This is a genomic window from Thalassoroseus sp. (assembly GCF_984380535.1).
This window is the reverse complement of sequence record NZ_CFHRBF010000025.1, coordinates 16244-34004: the sequence shown is the minus strand read 5'-3', so window position 1 is coordinate 34004 and position 17761 is coordinate 16244. Positions and strand designations below refer to the sequence as shown.

Here is a 17761-nt window from a genome sequence, read left to right as displayed (position 1 = left end):
AATAAGCAACGAGTCGCGTTATTTGCCGTCGACGTTGAGGACTTCGACTTCGTCGAATTTGCCCACTGCCATGCTCGCGCCACCCACAACGATCAAGCGGTGATCGTCAAGCGGCAACATGCGATGGAAGAAGCGGGCGGTGGGAGTTTGGGCGATGACTTCCCATTTCGAACCATCTTTAGAGAGTCGTTGCAATTCGCCATTGATGGTGCTGGTATAGAGTCGTCCGCCGGTGGCGAAGGCTGAGGCACCGAAGCCGGTCATTCCGCCGGAGAAACGACCACCGTGATTGTCGCCGTCATCTTTCTCGGCCGGTTCTTCTTCTGTGGCAAGACTAGCGCCTTGTGTCCATTCGCCGGACTTGGGATCGAAGATATCCACCCGTGTGGTCGGCCCACCCGTTTCTTGCATGCCGCCAATCACATAAACTTTGCCGTCAAACGCAGCCACGGCCAGTGCACGGCGTTGAAATGGTGGAGTCGGCAGTTGTTTCCACTCTGGCTTCTCGGCACTCAGATCCATTGACCATGCGGTTTTATGCCACGTGCTTTCTTCTTCGCCAGCGAGTTTCCAACCCCCAATCACATAGATTGTGTCGTCCAGTACACATGCATCGAATGACGACCGCGGCTCGGGAAGTGCAGGCAGTTCAGACCAGGAATTGGAATCAAGATCGAAGGCTGCGACCGAGTCTTGCGACCATAGGTCGTGTTCTTCGCCTTCTTCGTTCTTCGCGGTAAATCCGCCAATGCGGTACAACTTGTCGCCATGAGCCACCATCGCCAACCCCTGCAGAGCGGGCCCTTCGGCGAGTTCTTTCCACTTCCCAGTTTTCAGATTCAAACGCAGTAATGTGCGGCCTTGTTCTTCGTTCGAGTACGAGTGAGCCGATCCCGTGTGACCACCGTAGACATACAGGTTGCCATCGAGAATCGCGCTGCCGAAACTTGTGACGGGTTGCTTGATCGGATCGAGTTTCAAATCGGCGAGACCGCTCAGTTCAGATTTCACGCGAAGTGCCAACGTGGTGTAATGTCGGGTTTCAGGATAGGGTTTGCCATCGAGTTCACCGGCTTCCTCTTCAACATGTTTCGCACGAATCGAGTACAAGCCCGGTTCCTTCAAACCCAAAGTAACTTGGCCGGACTCGTTTGTGGTTCCCTTGAAATCGAACAACTCAGGACCACTCGCAACAACTTCGCTGCCGGCAACAGGTTTGCCGTTGAATTTGACATGGAGAACGACACCGTCTTGAGTTGCTTCAGGAACCACGTCCAATTTGAGTTGCTTTGAACTATCGACTTGCGTCCAAGCCTTTGCATTCAACGCGGGGCCGGATTTCGCGTAGTACTTGAGACGGAACTTCGCGTCGCCGCGATCCATCACGCCGAGGTCATGGGTAGCGATGACGAGTCCGTTTTTCGCTTGTTTCTTCGTGAGTTCGACCGAAGCGGAATCATCGGTGCGGGAAATTTTGAGTTCGCTCGTTTTCCCTTGCGGACCAACGAACCAAGTCTGCATGCCTTCGGTATAACGCAGAAACGCAGGGTCTTCCGGTGAAGCGTCTTCACCGAAATAGATTTCAACACGCGTGGTGTCGCCCGTGCTTGCTTGCGGCACAAGAAAGATAAAATGAGCATTCGCGGAGTGTGTCATACTCACAAGCATGAGCAATGCACCCACGCCAATCAACCAACCACGGAGGGACAGGGTCTTCATGTTCTATCGCCTTGAAATGATGAGTCTTGTTTGCTGAGTTCGCTGCGTCAGTGAATTTTCCACATTGTGAGCTGGTCGCCACGGCGGATCACAACTTGATCGCCAACCACGGCAACACCGTACAGAACCGGTCCGGCGAATTGGGCACGACCAGATTCGGACTCGGAACCGTCCGTCGTTGGGGCATCCCATGCGGTTTCCGAACTCAGAGCTTGAAATTCCGCACCACCGGAAATTCCTCGAATACTGCCACCTTTGCCGAAGAACAGAATCTCATTGCCCACCGCCACCGGAGTGGCCCAGATGCTTTCTTCAAGTCGCTTCGCAAAAACTTCGTCGCCGGTTTTGAGATCGAGACAGTACACAACGCCGGCCGAATTCACGTAGTAACAGCGATCGGCATGGGCAATGGGAGAACCGAACGAAGACGTCGCTCGCTTGGCTTGCCAGACGTAATCGGCTTGCCATGTCCCTTCGTCTGTTCGAGAGATTTCGATAACACCGTTCGATTTGGCCGCCGCCCCGGAGCTGCTTTCACCACGTCCGACAGTTGCCCCTTGGAGAAATCGCCCGTCGCCAAGTGGAATCGGTGTGGGGGACGAGTTGCCGGAAATGCCTTCGAACTCCCACAACCGTTCGCCAGTTTGCGGATCAAGTCCAACGAGATGACCGACACCACTCAACACGAGATGTTGACCATCGCCAACCGGAACCAATCGGGGCGTCGCCCAACTCGTGGCACCGATTCCGGCAACTTTCCAAACCGTCTTTCCGTCGGTCTTGTTGACCGCTAACACATACGGGTCTTCGGCACGTTCCACCCAGATGAAAGCGTGGGCATCGGTTTGCTCGACCGAGGCGGATAACCCATGTCGCGCGTCGAGTGGGCCGTACTCTTGGACAAGATCGCGTTCCCAACGCACTTTGCCGTCGTGCGAGAGCGCGACCAAATTGCCGCCTTCGAAGAAACACACCAAGCCGTTTTCATCCACCGCCGGTGTGGGAGCCGCCCGGCTGACGTAATTCGTGTTTTCGCGTGGCGAACGATTTTTGAGATCGTGTTGCCAACGCGTCTTGCCTTCACGCAATGTCAAAGCGGTGACGTGGTACGTCTCCTTTTGCGGACCGCTGACGGATGTGACATACACCGAATCGCCCCAGACAACGGGTGATGATTGCCCATAGCCTGCAATCTTCTGGGACCACTGTCGATCCCATTGGAGCGTGTCACCATCGTGAGCGACGCTGATCGCTCCGCCGTTTTGGAAGGACGTCCAATTGTCGGCCGCCATCCCGAACGAAGTCGGCAAAACCAACGCCGCCAAGAGAACCGCCTGTCCGCGTGACGAAAAGACCGCGTGCACAGCGACGATCCCGGTTGCTGTGAGCAGACCCACCACGATTGACACCACATGAGTTGCGATGAGCATCATTCAAAACCCTCGACGAAGCAGTGGATTAGGGGACGATCGAACTCCGACGACTTCCGCCGTCATTATCGGAGATCAACCGCACGGCGTGTCTATCCAGGCTATCAAAAGTCGCCACCGATTGCGGGAGCGCGGGGAGGAACAGTTCGTCCCGCAATCGATGACGGCGTCTACTTCGCAAACCATTTCCAAGCTCAACTAGGAGCCCGGCGTTTGCGGGATATCAATCTTGCGTTCCGGGACAACGACTTCTCGCATGAACTTGTCCCAGGCTCTTGGAGATTTCAATTGTGGATCGGCGTCTTTCAGACGATCGAAAGTCGCCTCGTCGTATTTTTCTTCGATGGGCAACTCTCGCCACGCTTCCACCGTCAATTGAGGTGGTGGTCCGTCGTTTTCCGCAACGTCTCCACCACCACACCCCAAGACGAAAAGCACACCACTCAAGATAACGGGGGCAAATCGAATCATTGAGGAATCACCTCGCCACCACTGCGGGTTGCGTGGGCATCGAGGACTTCCTGCGGAGTCGTTTCGGCGAAGAACCGCACGCTTCCGTCGGCCAATGCAAAGTGAGCACCGCCTGGATGTTGGCTGCGGAAAGCCCCGTACACAGTCGAGGTGTTGTTGTGGTTGTTGAACTGATTGTACGTCGTACCCCAGGAATAGCCGATGTATCCGTAAGACCACACGCCACCGTAACTTGTCGACGGAACACCTTGGGGAGCGAAGTCGGTCTCTCCAAGAATAAACGTGTTCGACAGCCCATCGGTGATGTCACGGAACTTGGTGCGGATGCGGTTCGGGTCACTGGAACTATTGGTGATGTAAGGCACGATTGCCCCGTTGTATGCAGGAACCGCTTGGCCGTAGTAGGCGGCATAATGGAGCAACGAAGTATCTTGGGTTCCGGCACTAAACAGGTAACTACACGGAGCCCGATCTTCACCGGCTGACCCTAATGGTCCGGTTGGCTCGGTCATGGTGGGGCAGAGCAGGGTGGGAATATTGAGGCTTTGCAGCGTGAGATTCGTGTAGCCGTCGCCATCGGAATCGACGGTGCTGTTTCGTGGTTCTTCCGGGTCCCATCGCTGTGCGATCGCGTCACTTTCCAAGAACGGCAGGATCTGAATGAATCCCGTTGCCCAGGTGCTGCCATCGTCGCCAGGCTCGCGGTCCTGCGTGGCGTAGGGCAGTTTTCCATGGGTGTCGTGGAAGTTGTGGGTCGCAAGGACCACTTGCTTGATGTTGTTTTTGCACTGCGTGCGACGTGCCGCCTCACGAGCCTGTTGAACGGCGGGGAGCAAAAGGGCGATCAAAATTGCGATAATCGCAATGACGACGAGCAATTCGATCAACGTAAATCCACGGCGAGAAACCATGGACGGGCGGGAAGAGCAGTTCATTCCAGCAGTCCTTTCGAGACCAGACAAGAGAGAGATTCGCCGCACGAAGCGACACACAACCGTCTTGGCTAGCTGGCGGAAAGCTGGCTGGCTCGGGAACCCCATGAAACTGAGATTCAGTCTCAACAACATACCGAGCGATTTCCAGTTGTCAACACGCGGACCCAAAAAATTTTGAAGATGGAACGGTTGCTGAAGCGGCAGCGCGTGTCCGAGCCTTGTCGAGACTTACGAGAAATGAAGTTCGACGAACCGACGCGAACCGGCAAACCGAAGACACGGTCCGAAACTAAGACGCACGCTCAAATTTAAGCAGCGATGGCTTGTTGAGGGCGTTTGGGGAGTTGAATTTGGAATCGGCTGCCTTGACCGACTCCGGGACTGCTCGCTTCGATGGTTCCACCATGGTCGCCGATGATCCGCTGGCTGATCGACATACCTAAACCCGTTCCCTTACCATCCTTACGGCGGGTATAGAACGGCTCGAACAAGTTATCGAGCGTGTCCGGCGACATTCCACAACCGTTGTCTTGGAAGTGGATTTTCACGTCGTCGGTCTCCTCGGCGATCTCAATCGAGAGTGTGCCGCCGGGGTCCATGGCTTCGAGCGAATTCGCCACGATATTGAGGACAACCTGTTTGAGCTCTGGTCCGTTGGCGATTACATAACACGGTTCGGCACGTTCAAAGATGATTTCCCGATCTTGGAACCGGCTCATGTGGCCGACCATCGTGAGCACTTCGGAGATGATCGTGGTCAAATCGTTGCGACTGCGTGGCGTGTCTTGTCCGCGTGAGAAGTCGAGCAACTTTCGTGTGATCTGTTGGCAACGGTCCGACTCGCGTTGAATCATCGATAGGTACTGATCGACAATTTCCCGATCGGCATCAGGTGCCTCGTAAAGAATTTCATCCATCCGCCCCAACAACGATTCACTGGCAATCCCAATGGCTTGCAACGGATTGTTGATCTCGTGTGCCACGCCCGCTGCCAGAAACCCAATGCCCGCCAACCGCTCGTTCCGCACCAGTTGTTTGCAACGTTCACGGACTTGCCGATCGAGATCACGGGTGATTTCCTGAAATCGTTCCGTCATCTTGTTGAAGGCCGCAGCGAGTTCCGCCATTTCGTCTTCGGAGTTGAGTTTCAACCGGTAGTCGAAATCACCATAGGCAACGCGTTGGGCTCCTTTATGGAGTTTCCGTAGCGGCGAAAAGATGTTTTTGTACCCGTAATAGACGAGCAGAGGAAACAGCAACATCACCACACCGCTCGCAAAGCAAACCATCACAAATCGTGATTGATACACCCCACGTGCATGCACCAGCGTCTCGTTCAAGCCCTGGTTATAGTCGGGCATGCGTTGCACGATTGTCGCGAGCGCTCCGATCTTTTGCATCATCGACGCAATCACCGCATGTCGATTAGGTGTGTCGACTCGCTCTAACTGATGTTTCGAGGCATTGAGATCGGCAAGGTACTGGTCGACCGTTTCCAAGTTCGCCATCCGCACGGGATGTTGCTGTCGATTGGCCTCGGTGGGTGGAAGCTCGTTCAATTTCGCTCGGTAGTCGGCCACACGTTCCTTCGCGGCTTCCAAGCGTTCGTTCAGCCGATCGGCTTGAAACTTCGCTGCTTGATCGGTTCGTGGCGGCGCAAGCAACAACGGTTCAAACAATCCGCCGATCGCATCGGAAAGGTCCGCCCGCCGCGGCGCATGGTTGATGCTGAAGTCGAGATCGTGAACCGCTCGTCGGTAAGACATCAAACCGGAGATGCCGCTCAGTGACATGACGACCAGCATCACGAGCACTAAAGCCAACAAACAGACCATTTTCCGGCGAATGGTGCGAGCAAAAAGCATAACGACGTCCCTGTCGCTTGAAAGTTCGGTCCTTGAACTATCACGAATTCTACCACGAGTAATTCGTCACCCGCAAGAGCACCCAATCGACACAGGAACAAACACACGCTACTCGACTGTTGCCACCAGCGGTTCGGAGACACCGATTGACGTTTTCAGCGATGAATCTGCCTCGGGATGATCGGTTGAGGCATCTTCGATGACTCGCATGGTTTTCCAGCGTCCGCCTTGGAATCGCAATACGAAAATCACCGACAACGCCATTAAATAAGTGGTGCACGACAGCCAACTGACGGTCAAACTGCCGGAGTAGTACCGATGGGAAATCCAAGTAGGAAGCACCATCAGACACCAACAGCAGACAAACGTGACCATCGTGCAGAAACGCGTGTCTCCCGCACCGCGTAATGCCGACCCGAAGATGATCGCGACCGCATCGAAGAACGAATACAACGCCACAAACCGCAACAGTTCGACCACGATCTCCGAAACGGCGGCAAAGTTGGGATCACTGGTATTCATCTCGTAAATTGACAGTAACAAATCGGGTGCGAACAAAATCAACAGCACAAATAACCCGGTGTAGGAACATGCCAGCCCGATTCCCAGCCAAGTTGTTCGGACCGCCAAATCGGGGCGTTTTTCACCGATTCGTCGCCCGACAATCGTCGAAACTGCGGTTCCAAAGCCCATCAGCGGAACGAAGGCCAACGAGTTCAAGTTCAACGCCAAGTTCGTGGCTGTGAGTTCGTTTTCCCCCGTTGAACCGACAATGAAAATGAACAGAGAAAACCCGGCGATGTCGAGAAAGAATTGGATTCCCATCGGCGAACCATACCGCAACAAACGCCCGAACAAGGGGAAGTCGAAACGGAAATTCCGCCAGAAGTGATAGGGTCGAACGGATTTAAGACGAATCAGCAGAACCACATAGGCGATTGCGGCGGCAAGTTTCGCAATCTGAGTTGCCCAAGCCGCTCCGGCGATTCCCATCTCGGGAAATGGACCACGACCGAAAATCATCAGGTAGTCCAACCCGAGATTTAACGCGACCATCCCCAGATTGATCAGCAAAGGAACAACGTTCTCGCCACGTCCGCTGAAGAAGCAGGACAACGCGGCGACAAGCATCATCGGGATCGAACCATACAGACCGATTTCCAGATACGTCGCTTCGAGACTTTGAATGGGTTCGGCATGCCCGATCCAACTGCACATCAATCCCGAAAACGGACCGAGAGCGACCAATAGCAAACCGAATCCGATCGCTAAGTACACACCCTGCCAAACTGCGGCCGATACGCGATCTTTCTGCCCGCTTCCGTCATACTGAGCTACGAAGGTATTCACGTAGGTGACGGTGCCCATCGCGACGCTCATCAACGTCCAGACAAGTAACCCCGCCGGGAGCGATGCCGCGACAGCGTCTAAAGAGTACCACGTCAGGAAAATGCGGTCACTCACGTGCAGAAACGAGAGCGAGCCGGAACTGAGGACCAGTGGCCAAGCCACCCGCAAAAGCTCTCGGAGACTGCCGGCTTGGGGTTCGGTCCGTAGCGGCGAATCCATGAAAGTCGTCCCAAGAAATGCCGAAGCAGAAGGCGGTTACGCAACGAAGTGTAGCGGACCCATGACCCCCAGAGATAGCCTCAAGAACGGTCCGGCTGCACACTCATCGCAATTTCACATCGCACGGGACACCCGCAAAACGGGGCAGGTTCGCAAAAAAAGAACCCGACGCCGTCAGACGGCATCGGGTTTCGATTTTGAAGTTCTATTCAGACAGCAAACAAACTATTTGCTGGGGTCGATCAGGAAGTTGAAGTTGAAGAAGTTCAGCACGATGTTTCCGACCAATTCGTGATGCGTGTAGTGGAGGAACACCACGTCATCCGGCTGAATCACGATGCGTTGTCGGGAGTCTTCCATGGCTTCCGCCAAGTCGACTCGCATGGAAATTTGCCGACCATCGGGCAGTTTTCGCATGATGACAGCCAGCGACGGTGGAATAATGCTGCCGACACCGCCGCCCCGCAAGCCAGCCGCCCCGCCGGAGCCGCTGAAACCACCGAGCGAACCACCCGCCAAGGCAATTGCTTCGACGATATCGATGTCTTCGTCACGCGGGAGCGGAATCCGTCCCCCGGGCAACAAACCGGCGGTGTAGAAGAACTCGTTGCGTGGCGGCACGTAGACGATATCGCCATCGTGTAGCACAACGTCTTTCGGGCCGAACGGAAGCGGTTCACCCGGGTAAACCCGCAGTGGAATCCGCAGCACGGAACCGTCTTCTTCCCACTGACAAACTAATTCCTGAGGGATGTTGCCCGATTGCAAATGGGCTTGAATCGCAGAGACATTGGCGGTCCGTCCACGCAACACCCAGACTTCGTTCTCGGCATCGATTCCCGGCAGACCACCGGTTGCGGTCAGAGCATGTAAGACGTCGTTCTCGTAAATTGGCAGATCGACGACTTGAGCATTGCCCTTCTTCGAGAACGGAACTTCCGCCTTGTGCAGGGTGGTGGGCATGGTCCCGGTAGAATCTTCACGAATGACCAACACTCGTTCGGTGCGAGCACGCGTTAGTCCCACGATGATCCGATCGTGATCGGCTCGGATGATGTCGTCGGAAACATACGATTTGCGGATGCGGTCTTCTAATTGTTCGAAAGTCAAACCGGCGACCGGCATTTTTCCGATGAGTGGCAACGCCAGGAGTCCGTGCGAATCGACTTCGATCGGAACTCCGAACCGCGAAGGATCGACGTTCCCCCGAGGCGGATAGTACGAGCGATCGACGAAACCGTTGCTGCCAAGCATTGCGCCTTCGTCTAATCCGGCGGGCAAAATCCCGTGAATGAACACGCTAATCACATCCCCCGGGCCCACAATGTGGACTGGTGGCTGAGCTTGTTCAAGCAGCGTGAGATCCAACGCGACCGCCCCGTCTTTGGTGCCGTGAAGAAGTGTCTTCGGCAACCGTTCCACAGGAATCGCGTTTTGAGCCTTCACAAGGACGCAACCGGCTTGCGTGAGGCAAACACAGGTTAGGAACAATCCCCAGATGGCCGTTAGACGCCGATGGCAAGAAATCATGTGCTTCTCTTGTCTTCCAAAATCGGATTTTGGCTGCTGGCAACAGTTTGAGGAGACCTTGAGATCGATAAGACGCCACCAAGCGCCATAGAAACCGCAAGGGTTCTCCGGTTTCTACCGTATCGTCCGGTCGTACGGGCAACTTGAACACGATGATCAAGAATTGGCGAGATTTCTGGAAATTTGCTCATGCCTGGCTTGGACATCGCGCCGCTTGATTTCGACTTCACCGAGATTACAGCCGGAAAAATCCGATTATTTATTCCAAATTCCCAAAACAGGCTCATCCGAACCATCGTCAACTTCCGACGAGAACAAATGGATTTATATGCCAAGGCCATTGGTTGCCGATCTGTGTTCCCAACATCGGTCAGCAACAGTTCGTTGCAACGCCCACGGCGAAAGAGTCCGGGCCGGTTCGCACCCCCAAGGATGATCAGAATGACCTTCAACTCGGACACGATAGACTTTGACAAAGCTGATCAAAGCTCGGTCGTCACGAGACCTCTGGATCAGAATGCGATCGATTCTGCGGTTTCCACGCAAGACTCGGCCAATATCAACCGTGAAGTTGCGACCCCATCGACCGAGAACTCTGCCAAGAGCTCACGCGTCGTACCGCGTTCCTGGCAAGGGATTGTGACGGCACTTCCGTTGGCTCTCGTGGACGTTTGCAATGTGGGCACATCGGTTGTGATTGCCAGCGTTGCCCTGGCCGCGTTCTCCGGCGTGAGCACGTTGGCCGCCGTGTGGGGAGTCGTTCCGGTCGCGGCGTTGTGTTATTTGTGTTTCGGTCTGTATCCCGCGGTCGGCATGCACCCGATCCGGGAAACCCGGCAATTAACACTCGCAACGGCACTCGCATTCGTATCGTTGCTCACTGCCCGGATCGCATGGACATTGAGCTTCGATGCCGCACTCAGCACGCTCGCGGTCGCCTGGGCACTCGCAACCCTTGCCGGCCCTCCCCTGCGATTGATCGCCCGAGAGATACTCGGACGACAAACATGGTGGGGTCAACGAGCACTCATCATCGGTGGACAGCACGACGGGCGTCAGGCGTTTAACCAACTCGCAGCGAAGCCTGCCCTGGGTTTACGTCCTGTGGCGTTGCTTCGTGGTGATGTCGAAAGTCAGTACCGCCCGGCCAACAACGAGGAATGGTCGTTTGGTTCGCTGTCATCAGCTGCCAAATTGGCCGCCGAACTGCAAACCCCATGGGCCGTCATCGCGATGACCGATGCCGAACCTGCGAAACTTCAACATGCCGTCGAACTATGTAGCAATCACTTTCCAAAATTGAGCGTGCTCTCCGAAGCGACGGGGCAACCAACGTTGTGGGCCGAAGCCCGAGAATTACACGGGACCGCAGCCCTCTACACGCAACACGCCTTGACGCGACGTCGTTACCGTTGGGGCAAACGCGCCGCCGACATCTTGCTGTCCGGCTCTGGTTTGCTCCTCGCGTCGCCATTCCTTATCGGGATTATCCTGGCCATCAAACTCCGATCACCCGGCCCAGTGTTCTTCGGCCACGAACGAATCGGACGCGGAGGCCGCCGTTTCAAAACCTGGAAATTCCGCACCATGGTCGTGGGCGCCAACGAGGTTTTACAGGAATACCTCGACAAAAACCCCGAAATGCGGACGGAATGGGACAAATATCAAAAGTTAAAAACCGATCCGCGGATTATCCCAGGAGTCGGCCACTTCCTACGCAGCTTCAGTCTTGACGAGATTCCGCAAATTTGGAATATACTCCGCGGCGAAATGAGCCTGGTTGGCCCTAGGCCAATGACGTCAGATCAAATTGAGATGTACGGCGTGGGATTCGATCAGTATTGCCGAATGCGTCCTGGCATCACAGGACTCTGGCAAATCTGTGGCCGCAACAAGACATCGTTCGCGACTCGTGCGGAATTCGATCAGTACTACATTCGCAATTGGTCGCCTTGGCTAGACATCTACATTCTTGCTCGAACTGTGAAAACGGCCGTGCTCCGAGAAGGAGCTTATTGATTCCATATGCTGGCAATGGCATTCCGAATCACACTTTACCACTAGCGTCTGTTGGAAGGATCCACAAGACCATGCCCATCGTGATTGCTGAGATTGGCTGTAACCACAAAGGCGATATGGATATCGCTAAAGAAATGATTGCGGTCTGTGCAGTCTTCTGCAAAGCCGACGTAATCAAGTTTCAAAAGCGGACAGTTCGCGAGTTATTGACACCTGAAGAGTACGAAGCGCCGCATCCGAACCCGAGAAACAGCTACGGCAAGACCTACGGTGAGCATCGCGAGGTCTTGGAGTTCGATGTCGATCAGCATCGACAACTCAAAGCCTGGTGTGACGAATTCAACGTCGAGTATTCGACGAGCGTGTGGGACCTCACCGCAGCCAAAGAGATGACTCCGCTCGAGCCGACCTTGCTCAAAATTCCATCGGCCTGCAATCTGGACTTTGATTTGCTCGGATGGCTTTGCGAGAACTATTCCGGTGAAATTCACATTTCACTCGGCATGACCGACACCGAGGAGCAACAGCGAATCGTCGACTTCATGACCAACAAAGGTCGCGCGAAAGACACCGTCTTGTATGCCTGCACGTCCGGCTACCCTGTGCCGTTCGAAGACATTTGTCTCAAAGAAATCATTCGGCTTCGCGAGTCATACGAGTCGCAAGTGAAAGCAATTGGGTTCTCCGGGCATCACCTGGGAATCGCCGCCGACGTTGGGGCTTTGGCTCTTGGCGCGACGGTCATCGAACGTCACTTCACGCTTGACCGCACCTGGAAAGGGACTGACCACGCTGCGAGTCTCGAACCAGATGGTCTCCGACGCCTCAAACGCGATGTGGAAAACGTCGCGCTTGCGTTGACCTATAAAAACGAGGACATTCTGCCCATCGAAGTTGAGCAACGTGCGAAACTTAAGCGAAAGGTGGCCTAGCATGTCCGATCGAATCGTGACGCTCGTGCCACTTCGAGGTGGCTCGAAGACAATTACGAACAAGAACACACGAATGCTCGGTGGCATTCCGCTGTGTGGCTGGGTCCTCAAAGCTGCGAAAGCATGCCGACTGATCGACGAGGTCTATGTCTCGACGGAATGTCCGACAATTGCAGCTGTTGTCGAGTCCCTTGAACTCGGCGTCAAAGTGATTGAGAGACCGCCCGAGTTGGCATCCGACTCGGCAACGACAGAATCAGTCATGAAGCACTTTGCGAGCGTGACGGATTTTGACATTTTGATTACCATGCAGGCCACGTCGCCGTTTACAACTGCCGCGGACCTCGAATCCGCGTTATCGCAGTTCCAGGCCGATTCGCTAGACAGTCTGCTCACCGGGGTCCGTTCCAAACGGTTCTACTGGAAGCCCGATGGCACGCCCTTGAACTACGACCCGTCAAACCGTCCGTTGCGTCAGCAATTTGATGGCAGCATCGTTGAAAACGGCGCGTTCTACATCAGCCGTCGAGAGTTGCTGGAAACAGCAGAATGTCGGTTGGGCGGTAAAATCGGCATCTACGAAATGTCGCCGGAAACAGCCACGGAACTCGACGAACCCGAAGACTGGGAAATCGTCGAATCGCTGCTTTCGACCCGCGAACGTCGAAACGATCGGATCGACCAGATCTCACTGGTTCTCGTCGATATCGATGGAACGATGACCGACGGCGGAATGTACTACTCTGCTGACGGCGAAGAACTCAAGCGATTTGACACGCGTGATGCCCGAGGTTTGCATCGCCTCATGGAAGCGGGCATCCAAGTTGTCTTCGTGACTAGCGAGCCGTCGCAAATTGCATTGGCTCGGGCTCAGAAACTCGGCATACCATGTCAAATTGGTGTGCAAGATAAAGTCGTTGAAGCAGCACAGCTGTCGCGCACCTATGGGGTCCCCCTCTGCAAGACAGCATTTATTGGCGACGACTTGAACGACTTAGGTGTCATGCAGCAAGTGGGTTTCGCTGCTTGCCCAACTGACGCTCGCCCCGAAATTCGACGTGTTGCCCAATACGCAGCCAAAGCATCCGGTGGTCACGGAGCGGTTCGTGAAATCTGTGACTGGATTCTCGCACATCGTCATAGTGTTGTCGGTCATGACATCCAGCGGCGTAACACTGGTCTAGCAAATCGCCTCGCGGGATAGTATCGACAAAAGAGAATCACTAATGCAACGAGCATTCTTGCTGCCGAGCCCAGCGTCCGCCGTTTTACTCAGTGCAGCGATCTTTGGTGTGGCGCATCTTCTATCGCCATACCACCACTACGAACTGGGTTATTCGACGAAGAGTTTTTTTCTGCTCGCAACGAACTTGATTCTCATCGCGACGGTACCTATCTGTCACCGCTTTCAGAAAGGACCGACGCGAAGTAGTCTTGTCGATACTCGGCAGTTCATTCGCGTACTCAACAGTCCGGCGACCCAATTCGCATTCCGAATCTGTGTATTGCTGAGTTTGATCGGCGGCATCCTGAAGTGCTACGACCTTTTCGTCGCCCGTTCCGACGTGTTTCTCTCCGACCTTGATGTCAACGAAAAATACAATGCCAACGCTGAGACGGCGACATCAATCCAGGGTGTTCTCGGATCGCTGCTCTACCCGATCTCTCTGCCCTGTATATTGCTAGTAGCCGCCAGAAAACGGATTGGACTTCCAGTCCGTCGATACCGGCTCACAATGGCGATACTCATCGCGATGGCGTCGATCCCGATCCTCAACTCATTGTTGATTGGAAAACGAGGGGCTATCGTCGCTGTAGCCGCATTCGGGATGTTCTTTGCTCAGTACCTCATCGGTCGTCGTTTTAATCTTCGAGAGGTCATGATCGCCGGAATCGGCGGAACGTTGATCTTCATTGTGCTAGCCAAAGTCCTAGCGCATCGGCTGGAGGAAAAAGGAGCGTCGATGCTCGACGTTGCCTTGACTGCCAGGTACACGCATCTAATGTCGCCAAGTTCCGCGATGCACTCGATACCTAGAGTGTTGCCGGACTCCTTAGACGACCTGTTCTCTGATTACACCGTGTTTTCCGGGTACATCACTCATAGTTTTCCAGAGTATTTATACCTGGTTGACCAACACGACCTACGTCACTGCTCCCATGGTGCCACGACTTTTGGCATTGTCTTCAAGCTATTCTCCTACATTGGCCTCGGTCATTACGACGCAGCGGAACTCGAAGGGCTGTTCCCCCGAGAGTACGTTTATACCACACTGTTTGGTGCATTGTTCTTAGACTTCGGCTACGCAAGTGTTCTGGCCTCACTACTGATTGGATTACTGTTAGTGCTGTGCTACGAAAGAGCACGGGGTGATATCTTTTTCGTTCCACTCTACTGTTATCTATACCTCGTTGTGCTTTGGTCACCCATGATTTGCTTCTTGTACATGTTCTATGGAATGTACTATATGTGGGCGACTCTGCTATTCGCTTTCGGAATGAACGCTTGGGTCTTTTTCAGTCAGCCTGCAGTTCAACGACATTCCCATGTCTACAGTACGCGACGAGCTTCACGACGAAAATTACGTGCAGTACAAGAGGCTGCTGACCAATGAACTCCAACTTATCACATTTCGCAAAGAAGCTTCCTGAAGAAGTCGAGTACGCTCGGTTGCAAGATCCCTCTTTCGGCAAGAAGAATGGGATTCTGCACGGTCTAGTCGAGCTGCTGGGCCGTTATGTTGCTTGCGTCTTCCAAGACAAGATTCCGACGAATCATCCGTGTCACTACTTTCATGATCCACGATTTCAAAGATTCAACCCATCCGATGCTTTTGCATTTCAAACGCACCCCCGCTCGAAACTACGTCTGGAGTCGTTTCGCCCGTTGTTTGCTATTGTTCTAATCGTTCGCTTCATTCAGATTGGCTCGTATCTAGGTCTGAAGGCGATTCAACCGAGAAACGGATTGCTACGGCTGGCGATGCTTGACTTGGCGACCATTTGGACGTTGGTTCGTCGGCACGACATCAAGGAATTCTATTACTCGGCCTCTTTCCAACCTTATGTGTTCATACTCTGTGAATTGCGATCGCAAGGCGTCATCGTTAAGTTGACTGGCATTCAACACGGTGCATGGGAAAAAAGAAGTTTAGAAAACGCAACACGTGATCTCCCACTTGATGAGTACCGTCTCCTGCACGAGCGGTTTGAGGGTGTGTTTCGCAACCACTTTGATCGCACACACCAAGTTATAGTCAGCGTCCAAGAACCTAAAGGTTCTATAAACTGGCGCACACGTGAAGAACCTCATATTGCTGTCGGACTTCAATACGATAACGACCAAGCAGACTTTGATATTGTGAAGACGTGCCATCAACATTGTCAATCACAAGGGTGGGACCTCGTTGTTTATCCTCACCCGAAACAAGACTCGAAGTTCATCGAGAATATTGAGTCTCTCGCAATCGTCGAACGCAGCAATAGATACTCCGACTCAGCTTGCTTTGTGACTCGATACTCGACTCTCGGGATGGAGTTCAGTCTTGTCGGGGGTGCGGCTATCTTTGTCGACTATGGTGAACGAATAGAATTTGATACAGAAGGGCTCGACGTCCGATATATCAAGCCATCGGAACTTCAGCAAACAGTTGCTGAAGTTGCGGCAGGTGTCGTGTTGCAATAGCAACCACTCGAGTGTGACTCTGCGACAAACAAGATTTCGCCTATATAGGCTTTCATGAAAATGGTTCTAACGAACTCAACGAACGAAGACGAAGTGAAAAGCTCACGACTAGCCCGCGGACTTCCGTGGGTGGTCGGTGGCCGAGTTGTTGGTGGTGTAGCTGCACTCTTTGCAAACATGATCCTCGCTCGGGAACTCTCGAAGGCGGAATACGGCGTTGTCATCTTCTTTGTGGGAGTCATCTTCGCAATTCTCGAAGTCGCGAAGTTTGGTCTCGATCGCTTGGTGATGCAACATCTGGCGGAACATGCTGGCCGATCTTCACGTCAGGCGTTGAAGTTAATTCGTCGGCGGTGTATTGGACTCGGCATCTGTAGTGCAACCGTAGCAGTCACAATTGGCAGTTGTGTCATGTTTGTTGCGAGACACAAACTTGACGGCATGGAGACTGTCAACTTTGAAGTCTGTACAGTTCTCGCAGCGGTTGGAACCGTTTTTCTGACGATCTTGATATTGAACGGGGAAGGACTTCGCGGTCTTCAGGACCTCAAGTTCTGCTCGATGGTTGGTGCGCAAAGGACCGGCCCTGTTGTCGCATTGTCATTTGCGATATCCGTTTCTATCGCAAGCGTGATGCTAGAGAATCTCACCGCTGAGATCACACTGGGGTTGTTCGTCGGGTCAATTATTCTGACATGGGTCGTCTCTGAACTCGCATTTCAACATACAGTTCGCAGCTATCCTGAATTAGGATCTACGCAGTTCAAACCGATACCGCGGGTCTCAGAACTCGTCGGTGTTTCCTTCGTACTGCTATTCATGGACGCACTGAACTGTTTTTGGGAACAAGGCCAGCCATTCGTGGCGGGTTTTTTGATTTCCACTGATGAACTCGCGATGTTTGGTGCCGCCAACCAGTTAGTCGTATTAATCGTAATGCCGTGCCTGCTGGGTTTGCAGGTGGTTCGCTCGTCGATCCCTTCACTGTACGCCGAAGGAAAACGGGAACAATTACAGAAAACAATGCAGGTCTGTTCGACCTACATTTGCCTCATTTCGCTTGGCCCATGTCTTGCATATCTCCTCTTCGCCGAACCAATCCTGGAACTCGTGTATGGTTCTGATTATCGATCAGCGGCGGCGGTTCTTCGGTTACTTATCGTCGGCCGACTTGGAAACTTGTTCGCGGCAACTTCGGCTTCCGTTCTAATTTTTACTGGCAATCAACGTTGGGTCGTTTGGTCCAACCTCGTTTCCTTGATCGTGATGCTAGCTGTCGCTGTATTCGCGGCACCGGCCTGGGGTGCCTTTGGATTTGCGTTGGCGGTCGTAGCGGCTCGAAGCCTCTCATACTTTTTGTATTGGTATGGAGCGCATCGGCTTTGTGGAATCTGGACTCATAGTAGCCTTGGCGTCTTGCTTGGCGAGCAGGGCATTCTGGCTAGCATTCAGCGTTACTGTCGAGAGCTACCGGGTACTCTGAAGCGATTTCGTTAATTATTCATTGTTTGCACCTAGTACTGGAACTTCAGTGTTTCCGTTCAGGCGTGTCGTCGTGGTCACCACCTTCGAGGCGTCCGCAGCGCTTGGGCAATCCAGTTTGGAC

13 protein-coding genes are annotated in these 17761 nt (G+C 53.7%); 6 read left to right on the top strand and 7 right to left on the bottom strand.

Annotation, left to right across the window (positions count from 1 at the left end):
• Positions 1-18 precede the first annotated feature (18 nt).
• The 7 genes from AC5DDB_RS27395 to AC5DDB_RS27365 form a co-directional block, all read right to left on the bottom strand.
• Positions 19-1719 (bottom strand): Kelch repeat-containing protein, encoded by a 1701-nt coding sequence (locus AC5DDB_RS27395; protein ID WP_491742957.1) that lies wholly within the window; start codon positions 1717-1719, stop codon positions 19-21.
• 47 nt (positions 1720-1766) lie between these two features.
• A complete protein-coding gene (locus tag AC5DDB_RS27390; protein ID WP_491742956.1) occupies positions 1767-3152 on the bottom strand; it encodes an outer membrane protein assembly factor BamB family protein in 1386 nt (461 codons plus the stop codon).
• 195 nt (positions 3153-3347) lie between these two features.
• Positions 3348-3620, bottom strand: a complete 273-nt coding sequence (locus AC5DDB_RS27385) for a hypothetical protein (protein ID WP_491742955.1) — start codon at positions 3618-3620, stop codon at positions 3348-3350.
• On the bottom strand, positions 3617-4555 hold the full coding sequence (locus AC5DDB_RS27380) for a DUF1559 domain-containing protein (RefSeq protein WP_491742954.1): 939 nt from the start codon (positions 4553-4555) through the stop codon (positions 3617-3619). The genes AC5DDB_RS27385 and AC5DDB_RS27380 overlap by 4 nt, the downstream gene beginning before the upstream one ends.
• A gap of 308 nt (positions 4556-4863) precedes the next feature.
• A complete protein-coding gene (locus tag AC5DDB_RS27375; RefSeq protein ID WP_491742953.1) occupies positions 4864-6420 on the bottom strand; it encodes a sensor histidine kinase in 1557 nt (518 codons plus the stop codon).
• A gap of 108 nt (positions 6421-6528) precedes the next feature.
• Positions 6529-7989 carry an MATE family efflux transporter gene (locus AC5DDB_RS27370; protein WP_491742952.1) on the bottom strand — a complete coding sequence of 487 codons (1461 nt, stop codon included), beginning with the start codon at positions 7987-7989 and terminating at the stop codon, positions 6529-6531.
• 225 nt (positions 7990-8214) lie between these two features.
• Positions 8215-9519, bottom strand: a complete 1305-nt coding sequence (locus tag AC5DDB_RS27365) for a polysaccharide biosynthesis/export family protein (RefSeq protein WP_491742951.1) — start codon at positions 9517-9519, stop codon at positions 8215-8217.
• A gap of 441 nt (positions 9520-9960) precedes the next feature.
• Between AC5DDB_RS27365 and wbaP the strand changes: the two genes are divergently transcribed.
• From wbaP to AC5DDB_RS27335, 6 genes are all read left to right on the top strand, one after another.
• Positions 9961-11538, top strand: a complete 1578-nt coding sequence (wbaP, locus tag AC5DDB_RS27360; RefSeq protein ID WP_491742950.1) for an undecaprenyl-phosphate galactose phosphotransferase WbaP — start codon at positions 9961-9963, stop codon at positions 11536-11538.
• A 71-nt stretch (positions 11539-11609) separates the two neighbouring features.
• Positions 11610-12470, top strand: a complete 861-nt coding sequence (locus AC5DDB_RS27355) for an N-acetylneuraminate synthase family protein (protein ID WP_491742949.1) — start codon at positions 11610-11612, stop codon at positions 12468-12470.
• Position 12471: 1 nt separating this feature from the next.
• The gene (locus tag AC5DDB_RS27350; protein WP_491742948.1) at positions 12472-13674 is read left to right on the top strand and encodes a cytidylyltransferase domain-containing protein; all 1203 of its coding nucleotides are present in this window, start codon (positions 12472-12474) and stop codon (positions 13672-13674) included.
• Between the two features lie 22 nt (positions 13675-13696).
• The gene (locus AC5DDB_RS27345) at positions 13697-15085 is read left to right on the top strand and encodes a hypothetical protein (protein WP_491742947.1); all 1389 of its coding nucleotides are present in this window, start codon (positions 13697-13699) and stop codon (positions 15083-15085) included.
• Between the two features lie 353 nt (positions 15086-15438).
• A complete protein-coding gene (locus tag AC5DDB_RS27340; protein WP_491742946.1) occupies positions 15439-16155 on the top strand; it encodes a hypothetical protein in 717 nt (238 codons plus the stop codon).
• A gap of 93 nt (positions 16156-16248) precedes the next feature.
• The gene (locus AC5DDB_RS27335; RefSeq protein ID WP_491742945.1) at positions 16249-17652 is read left to right on the top strand and encodes a lipopolysaccharide biosynthesis protein; all 1404 of its coding nucleotides are present in this window, start codon (positions 16249-16251) and stop codon (positions 17650-17652) included.
• Positions 17653-17761: the final 109 nt, after the last annotated feature.